Raw genomic sequence first — 21,579 nt, forward strand, 5'->3', positions numbered from 1 at the left:
GTCAGCTCCGTGGACGCAGAACCTGCGCGAAGGAGAAATAGGGCATCGACAGCGAAGCGCGCAGGTGCCGGCTGGGCCGGGTGCGCGCCTCGGGGGGAGTTGTCGCGTTTTCCGTAACCGCCTCCGACACGCCATAATCGGCGCCGGATTCCGTGACCTGACTGGAAGCGGCTCCCAGGCAACCAATGGCGAACAGGGCGCTGCCGAACAGCAGCAATGGAGCTGGTCGCGTGAAGCGTGTGCTGTTCATGCTTTCCCCTGCGTTGGATGACTGGTGTTGTATTCAACTATAACACCGACACGCAGGCAGTCAACTGCCTGTCATACCCAACTGATGGCACCCCGCGTCGGCGGGTGGCCCGGACCTATCGAAAGGGATCGCTCATGTTGCTCAAGCGTCTGCTGGTCGTTGTATTCGCTGGCTTTTTCTCCGCCTCGGCGCTGGCCGCCGGCGCGCCGGTGCTGGATCTGGATTACCGGCCGTTGGCCGGCAAGGCGCCAATCAACCTGAACCGTACCTACGGCGGCAAGGTCCTGATGGTGGTCAATACCGCCAGCAAGTGCGGCTACACCCCGCAGTACGAAGGGCTGGAGGCGCTCAACCAGCGCTTCGGCAGCCGCGGTTTTTCGGTGCTGGGCTTTCCGTCCAACGATTTCCAGGGGCAGGAACCCGGATCTGAGAAGCAGATCCAGGAATTCTGCACGCTGACCTATGGCGTCAAGTTCCCGATGTTTGAGAAGGTGCATGTGTTGGGTGCGCAGGCCACGCCGCTGTATCAACGGCTGACCCAGGCCACCGGTGTGGCGCCGGGCTGGAACTTCCACAAGTATCTGATCGGGCGCAATGGACGGGTGGTGGCGCAGTTCCCCAGCAAGATCAAACCTGACGATCCGAGCGTGCTGGCGGCAATCGAACGCGAGCTCAACGCGCCGTCGCGCTGAGCACGGCGCTCGCAAGGCCACGCGCACATGCGACAATGCGCATTCAGCGCCGGCGTCGGCGTGTCTTTTCACTTTCGGGAAGTGCATCGAATGAAGATGGGAAAGCGCGGCGCGGCGGCGTCGCTACTGATGGTGGCACTGTCGGCATCGATGCCGGCGATGTCGCAGCAACCGGCCGCAGCGGCCACCAAGGAGAAGCCAGTTTTGAATGCATCGTCTGAGAAGAGCACGCGCGACAACGTCAGCTACGCCATCGGTATGGACGTGGCACGTTCGTTCGAGCCGATTGCCCAGGACATCGATGTGAGCGCACTGCAACGCGCCATCGAGAATGCATTCAAGGGCGGCAAGCCGCTGTTGTCCGACGAGCAGACCCAGGCCACCGACACCGCACTGCGCACGGCGCTGGCGGCGCGTAACGGCCAGCAGGTCCCGGGCATGGCGCCGGGTAGCGCGCCGGCCGCGCCGTCCAAGGAAAATGTCGGCCTGATGCTGGGCGATCGCGCGGTCGGTCCGTCGCTGGCCGGCATCAAGGACGAGATCGATCTGTCGATCCTGATGGAAGCGGTGCGCACCGTGTTCGCCAAGGGCACCACGCGTCTGACCCAGCAGGAAGCCGCTGCCACCATGCAGGCGTTCGCCTCTGCCAAGCAGGGTGCAGCCGGTGCAAAGAATCGCGAGGAAGGCAATGCCTTCCTGGCCAAGAACAAGACCGAAAAGGGCGTGATCACCACCGCATCGGGCCTGCAGTACATGGTGCTGCGCCAGGGCAGCGGCGAGCGTCCGATGCCCACCAATACGGTGCGCGTGAACTACGAAGGCAAGCTGCTCAACGGTCAGGTGTTCGACAGCTCCTACCAGCGCGGCCAGCCGGCGGAGTTCGGTCTGAATCAAGTCATTGCAGGTTGGACCGAGGGCGTCGCGTTGATGCCGGTCGGTTCGAAATACCGTTTCTGGATTCCATCCAACTTGGCCTATGGCCCGAACGGCACGCAGGGGGGGCCGATCGGACCAGACGCAACGTTGACGTTCGATGTCGAACTGATGGGTATCCTTCCCTGATCCCCCACAGGAGTACCCCCACCCATGCGAGTTGCGATCTTTGGTACCGGCTATGTTGGTCTTGTCACCGGTACCTGTCTGGCGGAAGTAGGTCATCACGTCATCTGCGTGGATATCGACCAGGCGAAAGTTGATGGTCTCAATCGTGGGGTGATTCCCATCTATGAACCCGGCCTGGAGCCGATGGTGAAAGCCAACCACGCCTCTGGCCGGTTGCGCTTCACCACCGATGCGGCCGAGGCGATTGCGCACGGCGAAATCACCTTCATCGCTGTGGGCACGCCGCCGGACGAGGATGGCAGTGCCGACCTGCAGTACGTGCTGGCGGTTGCGCGTACCGTTGGTCGCCATATCGATGGCCCCTCGGTGGTCGTCAACAAGTCCACCGTGCCGGTCGGCACCGCCGACAAGGTGCGCGTGGCGATCCAGGAAGAGCTGGACGCACGCGGCGTGGACCATGAGTTCGATGTGGTCTCCAACCCCGAGTTCCTCAAGGAAGGCGACGCCGTGGCCGACTGCATGCGTCCGGATCGCATCGTGATCGGCGCCAAGAAGCCGGCGGCCATCGCCCGCATGCGTCGTCTATATGCGCCGTTCAACCGCAACCGCGACCGCATCGTGGAGATGGACGTGCGTTCGGCCGAGCTGACCAAGTACGCGGCCAACGCAATGCTGGCGACCAAGATCAGTTTCATGAACGAGATCGCCAATATTGCCGAGCGCGTCGGTGCGGACGTCGAGCACGTGCGGAACGGGATCGGTTCGGATCCGCGCATCGGCTGGCACTTCATCTACCCCGGCGCCGGCTATGGCGGCTCGTGCTTCCCGAAGGATGTGCAGGCACTGGCCAAGACCGCCGAACAGTACGGCATGGAGCCGACCCTGCTCAACGCGGTGGAAAGCGTCAACAACGCGCAGAAGGGGCACCTGTTCGAACTGGTGCAGCGGCATTACGGCGCCGAAGGCACCGGCAGCATTGCCGGCAAGACCTTCGCGGTGTGGGGCCTGGCGTTCAAGCCCAATACCGACGACATGCGTGCCGCGTCCAGCCGCCGTTTGATGGAGCAGTTGTGGGAAGCCGGTGCCACCGTGCGTGCCTACGATCCGGAAGCGACCCATGAAGCCAAGCGCATCTTCGGCGAGCGCGACGATCTGACCTTCTGCGACGAGGCATTTGCTGCACTGGAAGGCGCCGACGCCCTGGTCGTGGTCACCGAGTGGAAGCAGTTCCGCAGCCCGGATTTCGGCAAGATCAAGCAGGCCTTGAAGGACGACGTGGTGTTCGACGGCCGCAACCTTTACGACCCGCAGGAAATCGAAGCCGCAGGTCTGGCCTACTACGCCATCGGACGAGGCCGTTCGTTGCATGCATGAGCAACTCTCGCCGCGCGACCAGGAACTGGACGCGCGGTTGGTTGAACTGGAAACGCGCCTGTCCTTTCAAGAGCAGGCGCTCAATGAACTGAGTGAAGCACTTGCGGACGCCCGTTTGACGGGCGCCCGCAATGCCGAACTGATCCGCCACCTGCTCGAGGATCTGGGCAAGGTGCGCTCCACGTTGTTTGCCGACGCAGCGGATGAACCGCCGCCTCCGCATTATTGATTGCAGATTGCCACCGCCATGAGCGATACCTTACGTGACCAGTTGCTTGGGTTGGGCTTCAAGTCCGCACCCAAGCCCGAACGCAAACCCGACGCACGGCCTGCCGCGCGTCAGCATGGCAACGGTGGCAGGCCTGCGCCCGGCGGCAACAAGCCGGGTGGCCAGGGCAGGGGACCGCAGCGGCCGCATGCCGCTGCGGCGACCGACGGCAGGGGCGAGCGCAAGAATGACGGCAGGCCGGAGCGTCGCAACGATGGCAAGCCGGCAGGATCGCAACGTCCGCCGCAGTCCACGGCCGACCGCCGCGGACCCAGGCCGGCACGCACGCGTGAGGACATCGACCTGGCCAAGGCCTATGCGATCCGCGCGCAACGCGAGAAGGACGAGCGCATCGAAGCCGAGCGGCTGAAGCAGGAAGAAGCACGCCTGCGTCGCGAGGCCAAGGCCAAGCTCGAAGAGCTGCTCAAGGACAAGGGGCTCAATCATCCCGATGCGGATATCGCCCGGCATTTCCCGTATGGCGGCAAGATCAAGCGTATCTACGTGACTGCCGATCAGCTCAAGGCGCTCAACGCCGGCGAGCTCGGCGTGCTGCAGCTCAACGGTCGTTATCTATTGGTGACTGCCGAGGTACTGGCCGACGCCGAAGCGGTATTCGCGCCATCGGTGGCATTGAAGGTGGACCCGAATGCGCCGGCAGGCGAAGACCCGTATGCCGATCCCCAGTACCAAGTGCCCGACGACCTGGTCTGGTAAGGCTGCGTAGATAGTTTTGTGTTGGCACATGGGCACCTGATGGGTGCCTATGTTTTTTGTCCGTTGCCCTGTGTGTTGCGTGCTTGAATTGTTACTTGCGCGCCTTCGGGTCGAGCTATGCGGCAAACGCACCGCCGGCGATACACGGGCCGGTCACGGCGCGCGCGGCACCATCGCCGCGTTACTGTCGACGCAGCCGGGCATGGTGCCCACTGCGTCGCTGCCCACTCCTGCCGATGGTGCCGTGTATGTCCATGTTGTCGAACGTGTTGAAGTCCCGTGCCGCTGCGTCGATTGCGTCCACTGCGCGTGGCGCTTCGGGTTTGCAGGCGACGCGCGCCACGGTGTTGGCCGCTGCCATGCTTGCGTTATGCGGGATGAGTGGGCAGGCCGCTGCACAGACGGAGGATGCGCCCGCGTTTGACCGTCCCGGCATTCCGTTTGCCGCCGAGGTGCTGCAGCCCGGTGTGTTCGCCTGGGAGCAGGGGCTGCCGGATGCGAGTACCGATCGCAGCGACGGGCAGCGAATCACGCAGTACACCGCCGATACGGTGCTGCGCCTTGGCTTGTTCCAGAACGTGGAACTGCAGGTCGGCAGCGACAGCTACAACTGGCAGCACGGCGGCGGTGCGCATGTGCGTGGCGGAGGCGATAGCCATATCGGCCTGAAGGCGGCATTGCCGTCACAGTCGGACAGCTTTCATTGGGCCGCGCTCGGCAGCTACAGCGTGCCGACCGGCAGCCCTGCCTTCAGTGATGGCTACGCGCGCGAACTGGGCGTGACCGCGTCCTGGGATCTGGCCCAGCAGCGCGCACTGGCGCTGTACGTCAACTATGCGCGCGACAGCGACGGGCATACCTGGACCTTCTCGCCCAATTACACGTTCTTTTCCGGCGAGCATTTCAGCAGTTATGTCGAGGCAGGCTTCGATACCGGCAGCGAGCATTCGCGTGTGGCCGGCGCCGGTGGTGCCTGGCAGTTGCCGCATGCGATGCAACTGGATGTCTCGGTGCTGCGCGGGCTGACCTCGGAGAGCCCGGACTGGCAGGGCGGGATCGGCCTGTCGATTGCCTTTCAGTGATGGGATGATGGAAGGCGGCGGCAGCGTCGCGGCAGCTGTCCATGTTGCACTGCCGCATGCATTGAGTGCCCGGAAAAGGCCTAATTGGATCGATCCAATCGACGCCAGATGCATGCGCACTTCTCCCATTGCAAGGTCGGCAACGTGACGCGTGCCAAACCGGCGCCCTCCGCTTCGGAGGACGGCGACGCGCGCCGCAACGGGCGCGGGGCGGTGACCCTGCGCGATATCGCCAGTGCCATCGGCGTATCGCGCGCGACGGTGTCGTTGGTGCTGCGCGGTAGCCCGCTGGTGCATGCGACCACGCGCGCGCGCGTGGAGGCCGAACTGGACCGGCAGCACTACGTCTACAACCGTGCTGCGGCCAATCTGCGCTGCCGCACCTCATCCAGCATCGCGCTGGTCATCAACGATCTGTCCAATCCGTTCTTTGCGGAATTCGCCGCAGGCGTGGACGAAGCGCTGGGCGCGGCCGGCTATGTGACCCTGCTCGGCAGTACCGGCGAATCGACGCAGCGCCAGCAGGCGGTGCTGACCTCGCTGATGGAGCACACCCCTGCCGGCATCATCCTGTCGCCGGCCGAAGGCAGCCAGGCAGAGGCGCTGACCCAGGTGCTGGGACGACAACACAACGTGGTGTTGTTCAACCGCGAAGTGGAGGGCGCGGGCTGGGATCTGCTGGCGCTGGACAACGAGCAGGGCGCGTTGCTTGCCTGCGCGCATCTGATCGCGCAAGGCCATCGGCGCATCGTGTTCTTCGGTGGCCATGCCGAATCCAGTTCCTGCCGGCAACGCCGCGCCGGTTATGCGCGTGCGATGGCCGATGCCGGTCTGGCCGCGCATTACGTCGAATCCGCACCGAACAGACAGGATGCTGCGTTGTGTGCCGCTCGCATGTTGGACAGCACCGCGCACGATCGCGCAACTGCGGCGGTCTGCTACAACGACAGCGTCGCGTTGGGCCTGATGGCGGCGCTGGCGATGCATGGCATCGTGCCAGGGCGCGATTTCGCGGTGACCGGTTTCGACGATATTGCCGAGGCCGCGTTGTTTACGCCCGCGCTGACCACGCTGGCCGCAGATCCGCGTGCGCGTGGCCGCCAGGCTGCGCAATTGGTGTTGCAGCGTATCGGGAGTCCCGCCCTTGCATCGCAGCGCCTGACCGCCGCGGTTGAATTGAAGATCCGCGCCAGCAGCGCCAGCGCGTCAAGCTCCATGGTTCCGCTTCATTCCCCCAGCGATTCCCCCGCCCATTCCCCCACCAAGGCCTCAGGCCGCTGACCAGGCAATTCCTATGGTTTCCCTTTCCACGCAGTCCACAGTGCCAAGCGGCAACAAGGCGCCCGTCAACAACGGCGTTGCGTTGTCGGTCGTCACCACGATCTTCTTCATGTGGGGCTTTCTCACCTGCCTCAACGACATCCTGATTCCGCATCTGAAGGCGGTATTCGAACTCAACTTCGCCCAGGCGATGCTGGTGCAGTTCACCTTCTTCGGCGCGTATTTCCTGATGTCGCTGCCAGCCGGTTGGCTGGTGGCCAGGCTCGGCTACAAGCAAGGCATCGTGGCCGGGCTGGCGGTTGCCGCGGTCGGTGCGCTGGGCTTCTGGCCCGCAGCGGAACTGCGCGTCTATGGCGCATTTCTCGGCGCGCTGTTCGTGCTGGCCACCGGCATCACCATCCTGCAGGTGGCGGCCAACCCGTATGTCGCGCTGCTGGGTCCGGAGCGCAGTGCGTCCAGCCGCTTGACCCTGGCGCAGGCGCTCAATTCGCTGGGTACCGCGATCGCGCCGCTGTTCGGTGGCTGGCTGATCCTGTCCAACACGGTGATGAGTGGCGACCAGCTCAAGGTACTGCCGGAAGCCGAGCAACTGGCCTATCGCGTGCAGGAAGCGCAGGCCGTGCAGGGGCCGTACATCGGTCTGGGCATCGTGCTGTTTCTGCTGGCGATCTTCGTGTTCCTGTTCCGTCTGCCGGCCCTGACCGATGCGGGCGCGCAGAAGGATGAAAGCAGGCATTCGCTGCTGGATGCGCTGGCGCATCCGCATGTGCGCTTTGGTGTATTGGCGATCTTCTTCTATGTTGGTGCGGAAGTGGCGATCGGCAGCCTGATGGTCAACTATTTCTCGTTGCCGCAGATCGGCGGGTTCACCGAACGCGAAGCGACCCACTACGTGTCGGCGTACTGGACGCTGGCGATGATCGGCCGCTTCATCGGTTCGGCCTTGCTGGCCAAGTTGTCGCCGCGCGTGCTGTTGTCGGTGTTCGCCGGGATCAACGCACTGCTGCTGGGCCTGACCATGGCCAGCGGCGGCATGCTGGCGGTGTATGCGCTGGTGGCGATCGGTCTGTTCAATTCGATCATGTTCCCGACCATCTTTACTCTGGGCATCGAGCGGCTTGGCCCGCTGACCGGCCGCGCCTCGAGTCTGTTGATCATGGCCATTGTCGGCGGCGCCATCGTGCCGTATCTGCAGGGCCTGCTGGCCGACAGCATCGGCCTGCACGAGTCGTTCGTGCTGCCGCTGGTGTGCTACCTGTACATCGTGTTCTACGGCATCTGGGGTTCGCGTCTGCGCGGCGCACTGGCGGAGGCGCGCGCATGAGTGCCTTGAAGAACCGGGTGGTGTGTTTTGGCGAGGCCTTGATCGACATGCTGGCACTGCCACAGGCCGGTCCGGATGAGGCGCGCACGTTTGCGCAATACGCCGGCGGTGCACCGGCCAATGTCGCGGTCGCGGTGACGCGCCTGGGTGGCGCAGCGCATTTCGTCGGCATGCTGGGGCGCGACATGTTTGGCGATTTTCTGCTGCAGAGCCTGCAGCAGGCCGGTGTCGCCACCGAGGGCATCGTGCGCACCGATGAGGCGAAGACCGCGCTGGCGTTCGTGGCGTTGGATGAAGCCGGTGAACGCAGTTTCAGTTTCTACCGTCCGCCTGCGGCGGATCTGCTGTTCCGGCCGGAGCATTTCGCCGCGGACGGCTTCACGCAAGCTGCCGTGCTGCATGTGTGTTCCAACAGCATGACCGAGCCTGCGATCGCGCAATGCACGCTGGACGGCATGCGCCGCGCACGCGCCGATGGCGCCATCGTCAGCCTGGATCTCAACCTGCGCCCGATGCTGTGGCCGCAGGACGTGGACCCGGCTGCACTGCTGTGGGAGGCGTTGGCGCTGGCCGATGTGGTCAAGCTCTCGCGCGAAGAACTCGATTACCTGGCCGGCACGCTCGATGGCGACGCCAGCGCGGTCACCCGCAAGCTCTGGCAGGGCCAGGCCAGCTGGTTGCTGGTCACCGACGGTGGTGGCCCGGTGCACTGGCAGACACGCACCGATTCGGGTCAGGTACCGGCCTTCCGCGTGCAGGTGCGCGACAGCACGGCAGCGGGCGATGCGTTCGTCGGTGGCTTGCTGTTTCAGCTGGCGACGCGTGCATCCACGCTGGAGCAGCTGTCCGGCGATGCCGCTGCGATCACCGAGGTGATCCGCTTTGCCGCGGCGGTCGGCGCGCTCGCGGTAACGCGCAAGGGCGCGTTTGCGGCCATGCCGAGCGTCGATGAAGTCCATTCCCTGATCCAGGAACAATCATGAGCCGTTTGCCTGCGAGCCCCGCACCCGATTTCCGTTCGGCCGATGTACTGCGTCAGCATATCGCCGACACCATGGCGTTCTACCACCCGCGCGCGATCGACCCGGCGGGCGGATTTTTCCAGTATTTCCGCGACGATGGTTCGATCTACGATGCCGGGCATCGGCATCTGGTCAGCAGCACGCGCTTCGTCTTTAACTACGCGATGGCGTATCGCGAATTCGGCGATGCGCAGTACCTGCAGGCGGTGCGTCACGGCCTGGACTATCTGCGCAACGTGCATCGCAATCCGGCCACCGGCGGTTACGCATGGACCTTGCGTGATGGCGTGGTCGAAGACGACATGAATCACTGCTACGGCGTGGCCTTCGTGCTGCTGGCGTATTCGTGCGGCCTGAAGGCGGGCATCGAGGAGGCGCGCGCATGGATGGACGAGACCTGGCAGTTGCTGGAAAAGTATTTCTGGGAGCCGGAATTCGGCCTGTACCGCGACGAAGCCGATGCGCAGTTCAACTTCACCAGCTACCGCGGTCAGAACGCCAACATGCACATGTGCGAGGCGATGATCGCCGCGTACGAAGCCAGTGGCGAGCAACGCTACCTGGACCGTGCGCTGTCGCTGGCCGACACCATGACCCGGCGCCAGGCGGCCAAGGCCGATGGCCTGGTGTGGGAACACTACGATCTGCAATGGAACATCGACTGGGACTACAACCGCGACAATCCCAAGCACCTGTTCCGCCCCTGGGGTTTCCAGCCGGGCCATCAGACCGAATGGGCCAAGCTGCTGATGCTGCTGGATCGCTACGCACCGACCGACTGGTTGTTGCCGACCGCGCAACACCTGTTCGATGTGGCGGTGGAGCGCTCCTGGGATGCGCAGCGTGGCGGGCTGTATTACGGCTTCGACCCGGACGGCAAGGTCTGCGACGACGACAAGTATTTCTGGGTGCAGGCCGAATCGCTGGCGGCGGCGGCGTTGCTGGCGCAGCGCAGCGGCGAGCCGCGCTACTGGCAGTGGTACGACAAGCTCTGGGCGTATTCCTGGGAGCACATGATCGACCATCGCTATGGTGCGTGGTACCGCATTCTGGATGCGGATAATCGCAAGTACAGCGACGAAAAGAGCCCCGCCGGCAAGACCGATTACCACACCATGGGCGCCTGCTACGAGGTCTTGAACGTGTTGCCGCCGGCTGCTTGATGCTGGCGTGATCAAGGGGCGCCGCCGCGCAATGCGTCGGCGCCGCGTAGGAGCGCCCCGGGGCGCGATGCGGCTTTACCGATAAAGCCTCGTCGCGCCCGGGTGCGCTCCTACGATGTCTGCAGTTTGCGGCTGTGCTTATTCCGGGTCGTAATCCAGATTCGATGCCAGCCAACGTTCGGCCAATGCTACGGTGATGCCCTTGCGCTTGGCATAGTCGGCCACCTGTTCCTTGCCCAGGCGCCCGACCACGAAGTACTGGCTCTTGGGATGGCTGAAGTAGTAGCCGGAGACCGCTGCGGTGGGCAGCATCGCGAAACTTTCGGTCAGCGTCATCGTGGTATGACGCTCGGCATCGAGCAGGTCGAACAGGGTGCGCTTTTCGCTGTGCTCGGGGCAGGCGGGATACCCCGGTGCCGGGCGAATGCCGCGATAGCGCTCGGCGATCAGTGCCTCGTTGTCCAGCGTCTCATCCTCCACATAGCCCCAGAATTCGGTGCGCACGCGTTGATGCAGGCGCTCGGCCAGCGCCTCGGCCAGACGGTCGGCCAGGGCCTTGAGCAGAATCGCGTTGTAGTCGTCATGCGCGGCTTCGAACCGCGCCACATGCGGCTCGATGCCGATGCCGGCGGTGACCGCAAACGCGCCGATCCAGTCCTGCTTGCCGCTGCTCTTGGGCGCGATGAAATCGGCTAGGCAGAAGTCGGGGCGGTCGATGGGTTTGTCGACTTGTTGGCGTAAGAAGTGCAAGAGCTGCCGGGATTGGGCATTCGGGATTTGGGATTGGCCAGGCTGCTGCGAATCTCCAATCCCGCTTGCCGAATCCCTGTGGTCTGTCAGCACCACTTCCACGTCATCGCCCACACTGTTTGCCCGCCACAGCCCGAACACCGCCTTCGCGGTGAGCCATTTTTCGGCGACGATGGTGCGCAGCATCTTGCGTGCATCGCGGTACAACTCGCTGGCCTGGCTGCCGACCACCTCGTCGCTGAGGATCGCCGGGAACTTGCCGGCCAGCTCCCAGGCCTGGAAGAACGGGGTCCAGTCGATCAGCTCGATCAACTCCTGCAGCGGATAGTCGTCGAACACGTGCAGGCCTGGCTGACGCGGGTCGGGCGGTGTGTAGGTGTCCCAATCACAGTCGAAACGCTGTGCGCGTGCCTTTTCCAGCGACACCAGGCGTTTGGCATCGCCGCGGTTGCGATGGCGCGCGCGGATCTCTGCGTAGTCGGCATCGTTGGCGGCGACGAAGGCCTGGCGCAGGTCGCGCGAGATCAGCGATTGCGCAACGCCCACCGCGCGCGAGGCATCTTTCACCCACACGGTGGGGGCGGTGTAGTGCGGGTCGATCTTCAGGGCGGTGTGCGCGCGCGAGGTGGTGGCGCCACCGATCAATAGCGGAATCTCGAAGCCTTGCCGCTGCATCTCGCGCGCGACATGCGACATCTCTTCCAGCGACGGCGTGATCAGGCCGGACAAACCGATCAGGTCCGCATTCTCTGCGCGTGCACGGTCCAGTATCACCTGCGCCGACACCATCACGCCCAGATCCACCACGTCGAAGTTGTTGCATGCCAGCACCACGCCGACGATGTTCTTGCCGATGTCGTGCACGTCGCCCTTGACGGTGGCCATGATGATCTTGCCGTTGGACTTGCCGACATCGCCGGTCCGCAGCTTTTCCGCTTCGATGAAGGGCAGCAGGTACGCCACCGCCTTCTTCATCACACGCGCGGACTTGACCACCTGCGGCAGGAACATCTTGCCGGCGCCGAACAGGTCGCCGACCACGTTCATGCCGTCCATCAGCGGGCCTTCGATCACGTCCAGCGGGCGGGTGGATTGCTGGCGCGCCTCCTCGGTATCGGTTTCCACGAATGCGTCGATGCCGTGCACCAGCGCATGCGCCAGCCGCGCACGCACCGGCTTCTCGCGCCAGGCCAGGTCTTCGACTTTCGCCGCGCCCTTGCTGCCTTTGTAGCGCTCTGCAATTTCCAGCAAGCGTTCGGTGCCGTCCTTGCGCCGATTGAGGATCACATCTTCCACGCGTTCGCGCAGCTCCGGGTCCAGCTCGTCGTAGATCGGCATGCCGCCGGCGTTGACGATGCCCATGTCCATGCCGGCCTTGATCGCATGGAACAGGAACACCGAGTGGATCGCCTGGCGCACCATCTCGTTGCCGCGGAACGAGAACGACACGTTGGAAACGCCGCCGGAGACATGGCAGTGCGGCAGCGTGCGTTTGATCTGCCGGGTGGCTTCGATGAAGTCCACCGCGTAGTTGTCGTGCTCCTCGATGCCGGTGGCCACCGCAAAGATGTTCGGGTCGAAGATGATGTCTTCCGGCGGAAAGCCCACCTGCTCGGTCAGCACCTTGTAGGCGCGCGTGCAGATCTCGACCTTGCGCGCGCAGGTATCGGCCTGGCCCACTTCGTCGAAGGCCATCACCACCGCGGCAGCGCCATAGCGCAGCACCTTGCGCGCCTGTTCGATGAACAGCGCCTCGCCTTCCTTGAGCGAGATCGAGTTGACCACGCTCTTGCCTTGCAGGCACTTCAGGCCGGCTTCGATCACGCTCCACTTGGACGAATCCACCATCACCGGAATGCGCGCGATATCCGGCTCGGACATGATCAGGTTGAGAAAACGCGTCATCGCCTTTTCCGAATCGATCAGGCCCTCGTCCATATTGACGTCGAGGATCTGCGCACCGTTGGCGACCTGCTGGCGCGCCACCTCCACCGCCTCTTCGTAGCGCTCTTCCTTGATCAGCTTGCGGAACTGCGCGCTGCCGGTGACGTTGGTGCGCTCGCCCACGTTGACGAACAACAGGTCCGGGGTGATGACCAGCGGTTCCAGGCCGGACAGGCGGGTGTGGCGGGGAGTGCTCATGCGATGCTCTGAAGAAGGGCGGCCGCGTTGCTAGCCCGGATCGGAAAAGGAAGTGACGGGACGCAGTCGTCCGCACTCATCCGGCGCTGCACGCCTGCTTCCCCGGCATGCGGATGAAGGTGCCCGAAGGACGGATGAGCCTCAGCGCTCTGCATCACGCCGCCAGCTCCTGCGAGCCAGGCAATTGCCGTGGCGGCAGGTCGGCGACCGCTTCGGCGATCGCACGGATGTGATCCGGCGAGGTGCCGCAGCAGCCGCCGACCAGATTGAGCAAACCGGCCTGCGCGAATTCGCGCAGGGTTTCGGCCATTTCTTCCGGGGTTTCGTCGTACTCGCCGAAGGCATTCGGCAGGCCGGCATTGGGATGCGCGCTGACGTAGGCGTCGGCAATCTGCGCCAGCGTTTCCACATGCGGGCGCAGGTCCTTGGCACCGAGCGCGCAGTTCAGGCCCACCGACAGCGGCCGCCCGTGCGCGACCGAGGCGTAGAACGCCTCGGCCGTCTGGCCGGACAAGGTGCGTCCGGAGGCATCGGTGATGGTGCCGGAGATCATCACCGGCAGGCGTCCGCCGCGCGCTTCGAACACTTCCTCGATGGCATACAGCGCGGCCTTGGCGTTGAGCGTGTCGAAGATGGTTTCCACCATCAGCGTGTCGGCGCCGCCGTCGATCAGGCCGTCGATGGCCTCGCGATAGGTGTCGCGCAAGGCGTCGAAGCTGGTGTTGCGGTAGCCGGGGTCGTTGACGTCCGGGCTGATCGAGGCGGTGCGGCTGGTGGGGCCGAGCACGCCGATCACGAAGCGCGGCTTGTGCGGGGTCAGCGCCTCGACTTCGTCGCAGCAGGCGCGCGCGACCTGCGCGCCGGCCTTGTTCAATTCGTACACCAGATGTTCCAGGTGGTAGTCGGCCTGGCTCACCGAGGTGGCGTTGAAGGTATTGGTTTCCAGCAGGTCGGCACCGGCGTCCAGATAGGCGCGATGGATGCCGGCGATGATCTCCGGGCGCGACAGCAACAGCAGATCGTTGTTGCCTTTCAGGTCGTGGCCTTCCGGTGCGTGTGCGTGATCGCAGTCCGGGCCATGCACGTGTACCTGCGCGCTGTCGTAACCGTCGGCAAAGCGGGTACCGCGGTAGTCGGGCTCCTGCAGATCGTGGCGCTGGATCATGGTGCCCATCGCGCCGTCGATGATGAGGATGCGTTCGGCGAGCGCGGCAGTGAGTTTGGCGGCGCGCTCGGGATGCAGCCAGGGCAGTGCAAACGGGATTGGGGGTTGGGAATTGGAGATTGCTGCGGGCGTCATGATGCGATTCTCCGTGAGGCAGTGGCGCCGCTTTCGACGATTCCCGATTCCCGACTCCCAATTCCCGGCTTCGCCGCAATCAATGAAATCACCTCGAAATGCGGCGGGCGCTTCTCGCGCGTCACCGTCTCCAGGCTGGACACGTCCAGCCCGGCTTTCTCGGCAAACCTGCGCAGTTCCTTGGCAGCAAAGCCAAGATTGACGTGGCCATAGGCGTGCACCGCGGCGCGGTGTTCGTGCTTGGCCAGGCTGCACAGCAGCAGCCGCCCGCCGGGGCGCAGCACGCGCGCGGATTCGGCCACTGCCTGCGCCGGCTTGGCTGCGTAGGTGAGCGCATGCATCAGCACCACCAGGTCGAAGCTGGCATCGGGAAACGGCAGCGCATGCATGTCGCCCTCGCGCACTTCCACATTGCGCAGCTTGCGCAGGCGCTCGCTGGCGGCGGCGACCACGCGTGCGCTGGTGTCGATGCAGATGTAGCGGGTGGCATGTGGTGCCACCAGCTCGGCCAGCACGCCGTCGCCGGAGGCGATGTCGAGCACGTCGCCGGTTTCCAGCAGGGGCAGGGCGGTGCGCGCCAGCGCCTCCCAGGTGCGCCCCGGGGAATAATGCCGCTCCATGTCGCCAGCCACCGAGTCGGCCCAGTTCTGGTCGGCGGCGCGGTTGGCCAGCACTGCGGCCACACGCTCGGCGTCCTGACGCAGCAGCGGGTCGTCGCTGCCGGTGCTCAATGCCAGCCACAGGGCTCGCTGCGCCGGGTCCAGCGACACCTCGTCGAAACGGTAGTAAGCCGATACGCCGGCGCGGCGGTCGCGCACCAGCCCGGCTTCCTTGAGCTTGGCCAGGTGCGTGGACACGCGCGGCTGGGCCAGGCGGGTGATCGCCGACAGCTCGGCCACGGTGAGTTCTTCCTGCTCCAGCAAGGTCAGCAGGCGGACGCGGGTGGCGTCGGCAAATACTTTCAGGCGCGCCGACCAGTCTTCCAGATCCATGAATATCTCTATATCGCGATATGGAGATATTTTCGGCCGAGCAGGGTGTGGGGTCAACTACATACGCATGCGAATGGTTGGGGCTACAATGGGCGCTCAGTCTAGGCCTGGAGGGGTGCGACGTGGATTTCAGCTTTACCGAAGAACAATTGATGATCCAGGATGTGGCGCGCCGCATCGCCCAGGAAAAGATCGCCCCCAGCGCGGAGCAGTTCGATCGCAGCGGCGAGTTCCCGCTGGAGAACATCCGCCTGCTCGGCGAGAACGGCCTGATGGGCATCGAGGTGCCTGCCGAGTACGGTGGCGCCGGCATGGACCCGATCAGCTATGCGCTGGCGATGATCGAGATCGCCGCCGCCGACGGCGCGCATTCCACCATCGTGTCGGTCAACAACTCGCTGTTCTGCACCGGCATCCTGAAGAACGGCAGCGAGGCGCAGAAACAGCTGTACGTGCGCGCGATCGCCGAAGGCGCGCAGATCGGCGCGTTCGCACTGACCGAGCCGCAGTCCGGTTCGGATGCCTCGGCGATGCGTTGCCGCGCGGTCAAGCAGGCCGATGGCAGCTTCGTGATCAACGGCAAGAAGAGCTGGATCACCTCCGGCCCGGTCGCCAAGTACATCGTGTTGTTTGCGGTGACCGAGCCGGACAAGGGCTCGCGCGGCATCACCGCTTTCATGGTCGACGCCGATCGCGCCGGCTTCCATCGCGGCAAGACCGAGCCCAAGCTCGGCATCCGTGCCTCGGCCACCTGCGAGATCGAGTTTGCCGATTACATCGCCCAGCCCGACGAAGTGCTGGGCGTGGAAGGCGAGGGCTTCAAGACCGCGATGAGCGTGCTCGACGCCGGGCGTATCGGCATCGCTTCGCAGGCGGTCGGCATCGCGCGTGCCGCCTATGAGGCGACCCTGGCCTACGTCAAGGAGCGCAAGGCCTTCGGTGCGGCCATCGGCACCTTCCAGATGACCCAGGCCAAGATCGCCGACATGAAGTGCAAGCTGGATGCGGCGCTGCTGCTGACGCTGCGCGCGGCCTGGTTGAAGGGGCAGGGCCAGAAGTTCGGCACCGAAGCGGCCGTGGCCAAGCTCACTGCCTCGGAAGCGGCGATGTGGATCACCCATCAGGCGGTGCAGATCCACGGCGGCATGGGCTATTCCAAGGAAATGCCGCTGGAGCGTTACTTCCGCGACGCCAAGATCACCGAAATCTACGAGGGCACCTCGGAAATCCAGCGCCTGGTGATCGCCCGTGGCGAGACCGGCCTGCGCTGAAGCGCCTGATCCGGCAGTACGTCGCGGTCGACACCATCGGCCCAAGCTGCGCAGCAGTCGATCCGGCACCTTGGCGCTGGCGATTGCCTCGCACTATGTAGGAGCGCGCTTGCGCGCGAAGCGGCGTTCTCGATAACGCCCCATCGCGCGCAAGCGCGCTCCTGCGCAGACGTGGGCGGTCAGATATCGCAGCGGCGCCGTGTCAGTGGCCTGGCGCCGGCACACCGCAAGCAACGTCACAGCCTTACATCGCGCGTGGTTGCGCCCGACCTTGTCGTGCGCGGCGCGCGCGGATCACAATCGCGGCTTCTCTGGCCTCTGGTGCGCGCATGCCCCGGTCCTTGCACGCTGTGTTTTCCCGCCTTCCGTTGTCGGCCCTTGTTCCGGTGCTGGTGTGTTGGGCGCTGTTGCTGGTCTGCGCTGCGGCAACTGCGCAAACGCCGCCGCCCTCGATCGTGCCCACCGACCGCCTGCAGGAAGCCTGGTGGGCGCAGCGGCATGCGCAGGTGCTGGAGCAGGTGAAACAGCACGCCGACACGCCGCTGTTGTTGATCGGCGATTCGATCACCCAGAACTACGAAAAAGCCAAGGCACCGGACGAGGATTTTCAGCCGACCTGGCAAACCTTCTACGGCAGCCGTGGCGCGCTCAACCTGGGCTTCAGCGGCGACGGCACCGAGAACGTGCTGTGGCGGCTGGCCAATGGTGAGGTCGATGGCCTGCAGCCCAAGGTCGCGCTGGTATTGATCGGTACCAACAACACCGGCCACCTCGGCCAGACCGCGGAGCAGGCCCAGCTCGGTATCGATGCGGTGGTGGCGGCGATTGAACAAAAATTGCCGCGCACCCAGATCTTGCTGGTGGGTGTGCTGCCCAGCGACATCTCCAGCGAGAAGTCGCGCCGCGATGCGCAGATCAACCAGGGCCTGGCGGTGCGCTATGGCGACAATCCACGCGTGACCTATCTGGATGTGGGGTCGATCTTCCAGCGCGACGGCAAGCTGCGCACCGAGCTGTTTTACGACACCCGCTTCCGCCCGCCGGCCGCTGCCCTGCATCCGGACACGCAAGGCCAGCGCATGCTGGCCGAGGCGATCGAGCCGACCCTGGCGCGCCTGCTGGGCGAGCCGCCGGTCAAGCCGGTTGCCGCGCTGGGCCGCGATTTTGCGACCTCGTTGATTCCGGTCGACCGGCTGGAGCAGGATTCCTACGACTGGTATGCGCGTCACCATGCGGCGCTGGCCGCAGCGCGCACGCTCAAGCCCGAGGTGGTGATGATCGGCGATTCGATCACGCACTTCTGGGCCGGCCCACCGCAGGCCACGCGTGTCAGTGGCCCCGAGTCCTGGAGCTGGTTGTACGGCAGGGCCCCGGTGCTGAATCTGGGCTTCGGCTGGGACCGCACCCAGAACGTGCTGTGGCGCATCCGCCAGGGCGAGCTCGACGGCCTGGATCCGCGCTGGGTGGTGCTGCATATCGGCACCAACAACCTCACCGGCACCGCGCAAGCGCGCGCATCCACGCCGGCCGAGACCGCGCAGGGCGTGGAGGCGGTGGTGAGCGAGGTGCGTCGCCGTTTGCCCAGGAGTCAGCTGATCCTGATGGCGATCATGCCGCGCGGCCGCCATGCCGGGGATGCGCAGCGCGCGCCCATTGCCGAGACCAATCGGCTGTTGGCCGCGCGGTATGGCAAGGATCGCTCCGTGCGCCTGGTCGACATCGGCCCTCGGATGCTGCAGCCGGACGGGACCTTGCCCGAGGCGCTGATGCCCGACGGCACCCATCCCAGTGAGACCGGGTATGCGATCTGGGCCACGGCGTTGCGCGAGGCAGGCATCACGGCAACGCCATAAGCGTCCTGCGCTGCGGAGTCAGGGCTGCGCCTTCGAAGAGGGCGCTGCTGCCGCGCAGCAGGCTATCCGGTTGCACAGTTGCCGCGTCATGGGGTGAGCGGAATGAAAGCTTCGGCCGCCGATCAATAGCGGGCTGCCATCGGCCGGCAACGCCGGCGCACGGCCACCAGCGGAACTTTCCGGACCCCAGAAACCAGAAGACCCCCGATCGCTCGGAGGTCTTTTTAAACTGGTGCCCAGAAGAGGACTCGAACCTCCACGAAGTTGCCCCCGCTAGCACCTGAAGCTAGTGCGTCTACCAATTCCGCCACCTGGGCAGGTGAGCCGCGAATTTTGCAGACTCCCGGCGGGCTTGTCAATGCCTGGCGAGCGGCGATGATGGCCGGCCGGGCGAGGCTTGCTGCCCATGGCGCGGCCGCAAGGGGTACCATGTAAGCAATGACAAAGAAAAACACCCCAGATTCCGATCGGCCCAGTCGCCGCAAGTCCACCAGCCCGGGCGAGTCCACCACCGCCGAAAAACAGAAGTTGCCGGGCTGGATGCCGGACTTCCTGGTCCGCGCCGCCGCCGGTGCGTCGACCAAGTCCGCCAACAAACGCGCTGCCGACAAGGCCGCCAACGCCTCGCCCGAGCTGCCGGTAGCGCCCGCGCTGCCCACGCCGCCGGCACCACGCGCACCGCATCCGCGCAAGAGCGGTCCGCCGGCGCCGCCGCCGGAACGCTTCCAGCAGGCGCCGACCGAAGCGCCCGCGCCGGCGGCGGAGTTCAAGGACCCGCATGCCGATCGCGAAGCACTGCGCTACGCAGAGCCGATCGCCAGCCGCGAGGCCATCCTGCAGTTGCTCGACGCCTGCGATGGCCCGCAGACCGCCGAGGAAATTGCCGAAAAACTCAATCTCAGCGACCGCATCGACGCGCTGGGCAAGCGCCTGGCGGCGATGGTGCGCGAAGCGCAGCTGGTGCAGAACCGTCGCGGCGGCTACGCGCCGGTGCAGCAGACCAGTCTGATTGCCGGCGTGGTGATCGCCAATCCGGAAGGCTTCGGTTTCCTCAAGCCGGACGAAGGTGGCGACGACCTGTTCCTGCCGCCTTACGAAATGCGCAAGGTCATGCACGGCGACCGTGCGCTGGCCAACGTCACCGGCATCGACCGCCGTGGCCGTCGCGAAGGTGCGATCGCCCGCGTGCTCGAACGCCGTATGTCGCGCATGCTCGGACGCTTCTTCTATGAGCATGGCGTGGCCTATGTCGACCCGGACGACAAGCGCGTGCAACGCAACGTGCAGATCGCACCGGACGGCATCGGCGAGGCGCGCGAAGGGCAGTTGGTGGTGTGCGAACTGATCGCGCCGCCGGACGCGCGGCGCCCGGCGATCGGCAAGATCATCGCGGTGCTCGGCGACAAGCTCACCCCGTCGCTGGTGGTGGAGATGGCCATCCATGGCCATGAGCTGCCGCACGAATTCCCGCAGGAAGTGCTGGACGAAGCCGCGGCAGTGCCGTTGGTGGTCGAGCCGCAGATGATCGGCGGGCGCGTGGATCTGCGGCAGATGCCGCTAGTCACCATCGACGGCGAAGACGCCAAGGATTTCGACGACGCGGTGTATTGCGAGCCCAATGCTGACGGTTTCCGTCTGGTGGTGGCGATCGCCGACGTGTCCAACTATGTGCGTCCCGGCACGCCGCTGGACGATGAAGCGCAAAAGCGCGCCACCTCGGTGTATTTCCCGGGGTTCGTGGTGCCGATGCTGCCGGAAACCCTGTCCAACGGCATCTGCTCGCTGATGCCCAAGGTCGACCGCATGTGCTTTGTCTGCGACATGCAGGTGGGCCGCGACGGCGAAGTCACCGGTTCGCGTTTCTACGAGGCGGTGATGAACTCGCATGCGCGCCTGACCTATAACCAGGTCTGGAAGGCGGTGGGTGAAGACGATGCCGACACCAAGGCCTTCATCGGCCCGTTGCTGCCGCAGGTGCAGCGCCTGCACCAGCTGTACAACGTGCTGTCCAAGGCGCGCACGCAGCGTGGCGCGATCGAGTTCGAAACCTCCGAAGTGCGCTTCGTGCTCGACAACACCGGCGAAGTCACCCAGGCCGGCATGCTGGTGCGCAACGATGCGCACAAGCTGATCGAAGAATGCATGATCGCCGCCAACGTCGAGGCCGCGCGTTACCTGCTGAGCATGCATGTGCCGGCACCGTACCGCGTGCACGAGCGGCCGCCGGAGAGCAAATACGAAGACCTGCTGGAGTTCCTCAAGGAATTCCAGCTGAGCCTGCCGGCATGGAGCAAGGTGCGCCCCGGCGACTACACCAAGTTGCTGAAGAAGGTGCGTGCGCGCCCCGATGCGGCGCTGCTGGAATCGGTGCTGCTGCGCAGCCAGAGCCTGGCGGTGTATTCGCCGGACAACAACGGTCACTTCGGTCTGGCGCTTGAGGCATATGCGCACTTCACCTCGCCGATCCGGCGTTACCCGGACTTGCTGGTGCACCGCGCGATCAAGCACGCCCTGACCGGTGCCAGCCCGGAAAAATACATCTATACCCCGCGTCAGATGGCGGCCTTGTCGCTGCAGTGTTCCGAGCGTGGTCGGCGTGCCGACGAAGCCGAACGCGAAGTCGACGAGCGGTATCGCGCCGCGTGGATGGAAAAGCATGTCGGCGGCCAGTTCGATGGCGTGATCAGCGGCGTGACCGGGTTCGGCCTGTTCGTGGAGTTGACCCAGTCCAAGGTCAACGGCCTGGTGCATGTCACCCAGCTGCCGCAGGACTATTACCAGTTCGATCCGATCCGCAAGACGCTCAGTGGCGAGCGCCGTGGCCGCACGTTCCGTCTGGGCGATCCGGTGCGGGTGCTGGTGCTGAAGGCCAGCATGGAAGAGCGCAAGATCGACTTCCGCCTGGCCGAGGATCGCGGCGATTCGCCCGAACCGCCGCCGCCGCCGAGCGCTCAGCCGGCCAAGCGCAAGAAGAAGCAGTACTAAGCGCGTCTGCAGGACCGCGAGCCGCCGTCCGGCGGCGGCTCGCGATGCGTA

17 protein-coding genes and 1 tRNA gene are annotated in these 21,579 nt (G+C 65.0%); 13 read left to right on the forward strand and 5 right to left on the reverse strand.

Going from position 1 to position 21,579, the window contains the following annotated elements; all coding sequences use genetic code 11:
• Nucleotide 1 precedes the first annotated feature (1 nt).
• Complete coding sequence (locus AC1PLA_RS08305; RefSeq protein ID WP_024939341.1) at nt 2-250, reverse strand: hypothetical protein; 249 nt, start codon at nt 248-250, stop codon at nt 2-4.
• Nucleotides 251-384: 134 nt separating this feature from the next.
• Here AC1PLA_RS08305 and AC1PLA_RS08310 point away from each other — a divergent pair, with 134 nt between their 5' ends.
• The 10 genes from AC1PLA_RS08310 (at nt 385) to AC1PLA_RS08355 (ending at nt 10,235) form a co-directional block, all read left to right on the forward strand.
• Entirely contained in the window at nt 385-942 is a 558-nt protein-coding gene (locus AC1PLA_RS08310) for a glutathione peroxidase (protein ID WP_016901532.1), read from the forward strand.
• A 90-nt stretch (nt 943-1,032) separates the two neighbouring features.
• The gene (locus tag AC1PLA_RS08315; protein ID WP_016901531.1) at nt 1,033-2,004 is read left to right on the forward strand and encodes an FKBP-type peptidyl-prolyl cis-trans isomerase; all 972 of its coding nucleotides are present in this window, start codon (nt 1,033-1,035) and stop codon (nt 2,002-2,004) included.
• Between the two features lie 24 nt (nt 2,005-2,028).
• Nucleotides 2,029-3,378: a UDP-glucose dehydrogenase family protein gene (locus AC1PLA_RS08320; RefSeq protein WP_024939343.1), complete on the forward strand. Its 1,350-nt coding sequence runs from the start codon at nt 2,029-2,031 to the stop codon at nt 3,376-3,378.
• Nucleotides 3,371-3,607: a SlyX family protein gene (locus AC1PLA_RS08325; protein WP_024939344.1), complete on the forward strand. Its 237-nt coding sequence runs from the start codon at nt 3,371-3,373 to the stop codon at nt 3,605-3,607. The genes AC1PLA_RS08320 and AC1PLA_RS08325 overlap by 8 nt, the downstream gene beginning before the upstream one ends.
• An 18-nt stretch (nt 3,608-3,625) precedes the next feature.
• Nucleotides 3,626-4,363 (forward strand): DUF2058 domain-containing protein, encoded by a 738-nt coding sequence (locus AC1PLA_RS08330; protein WP_481105965.1) that lies wholly within the window; start codon nt 3,626-3,628, stop codon nt 4,361-4,363.
• A 236-nt stretch (nt 4,364-4,599) separates the two neighbouring features.
• Complete coding sequence (locus tag AC1PLA_RS08335; RefSeq protein ID WP_481105966.1) at nt 4,600-5,445, forward strand: transporter; 846 nt, start codon at nt 4,600-4,602, stop codon at nt 5,443-5,445.
• Between the two features lie 108 nt (nt 5,446-5,553).
• The gene (locus tag AC1PLA_RS08340; RefSeq protein ID WP_481106177.1) at nt 5,554-6,726 is read left to right on the forward strand and encodes a LacI family DNA-binding transcriptional regulator; all 1,173 of its coding nucleotides are present in this window, start codon (nt 5,554-5,556) and stop codon (nt 6,724-6,726) included.
• 13 nt (nt 6,727-6,739) lie between these two features.
• Complete coding sequence (gene fucP / locus AC1PLA_RS08345) at nt 6,740-8,050, forward strand: L-fucose:H+ symporter permease (RefSeq protein WP_039812780.1); 1,311 nt, start codon at nt 6,740-6,742, stop codon at nt 8,048-8,050.
• A complete protein-coding gene (locus AC1PLA_RS08350) occupies nt 8,047-9,033 on the forward strand; it encodes a carbohydrate kinase family protein (RefSeq protein ID WP_481105967.1) in 987 nt (328 codons plus the stop codon). Before fucP ends, AC1PLA_RS08350 begins: the two co-directional genes overlap by 4 nt.
• On the forward strand, nt 9,030-10,235 hold the full coding sequence (locus tag AC1PLA_RS08355; protein ID WP_481105968.1) for an AGE family epimerase/isomerase: 1,206 nt from the start codon (nt 9,030-9,032) through the stop codon (nt 10,233-10,235). Before AC1PLA_RS08350 ends, AC1PLA_RS08355 begins: the two co-directional genes overlap by 4 nt.
• Before the next feature lie 138 nt (nt 10,236-10,373).
• On the opposite strand, the gene metH is transcribed toward AC1PLA_RS08355, so the two are convergent.
• The 3 genes from metH to AC1PLA_RS08370 all read right to left on the reverse strand — a co-directional run bounded on the left by metH (nt 10,374) and on the right by AC1PLA_RS08370 (nt 15,419).
• Complete coding sequence (gene metH, locus AC1PLA_RS08360; RefSeq protein WP_481105969.1) at nt 10,374-13,127, reverse strand: methionine synthase; 2,754 nt, start codon at nt 13,125-13,127, stop codon at nt 10,374-10,376.
• A 154-nt stretch (nt 13,128-13,281) separates the two neighbouring features.
• The gene (locus AC1PLA_RS08365; RefSeq protein ID WP_481105970.1) at nt 13,282-14,427 is read right to left on the reverse strand and encodes a homocysteine S-methyltransferase family protein; all 1,146 of its coding nucleotides are present in this window, start codon (nt 14,425-14,427) and stop codon (nt 13,282-13,284) included.
• Nucleotides 14,424-15,419, reverse strand: a complete 996-nt coding sequence (locus AC1PLA_RS08370; protein WP_415916944.1) for an ArsR/SmtB family transcription factor — start codon at nt 15,417-15,419, stop codon at nt 14,424-14,426. The genes AC1PLA_RS08365 and AC1PLA_RS08370 overlap by 4 nt, the downstream gene beginning before the upstream one ends.
• A gap of 152 nt (nt 15,420-15,571) precedes the next feature.
• Here AC1PLA_RS08370 and AC1PLA_RS08375 point away from each other — a divergent pair, with 152 nt between their 5' ends.
• Nucleotides 15,572-16,690, forward strand: a complete 1,119-nt coding sequence (locus AC1PLA_RS08375; RefSeq protein ID WP_225874194.1) for an acyl-CoA dehydrogenase family protein — start codon at nt 15,572-15,574, stop codon at nt 16,688-16,690.
• Nucleotides 16,691-17,019: 329 nt separating this feature from the next.
• The gene (locus AC1PLA_RS08380; protein ID WP_481105971.1) at nt 17,020-18,543 is read left to right on the forward strand and encodes a platelet-activating factor acetylhydrolase IB subunit; all 1,524 of its coding nucleotides are present in this window, start codon (nt 17,020-17,022) and stop codon (nt 18,541-18,543) included.
• 230 nt (nt 18,544-18,773) lie between these two features.
• On the opposite strand, the gene AC1PLA_RS08385 is transcribed toward AC1PLA_RS08380, so the two are convergent.
• A tRNA-Leu gene (locus tag AC1PLA_RS08385) sits at nt 18,774-18,860 on the reverse strand.
• 121 nt (nt 18,861-18,981) lie between these two features.
• Between AC1PLA_RS08385 and rnr the strand changes: the two genes are divergently transcribed.
• Nucleotides 18,982-21,528: a ribonuclease R gene (gene rnr, locus AC1PLA_RS08390; RefSeq protein WP_166764254.1), complete on the forward strand. Its 2,547-nt coding sequence runs from the start codon at nt 18,982-18,984 to the stop codon at nt 21,526-21,528.
• The last annotated feature ends 51 nt before the right edge of the window (nt 21,529-21,579 follow it).

The sequence above is a fragment of the Xanthomonas sp. NCPPB 1826 genome (assembly GCF_056725285.1).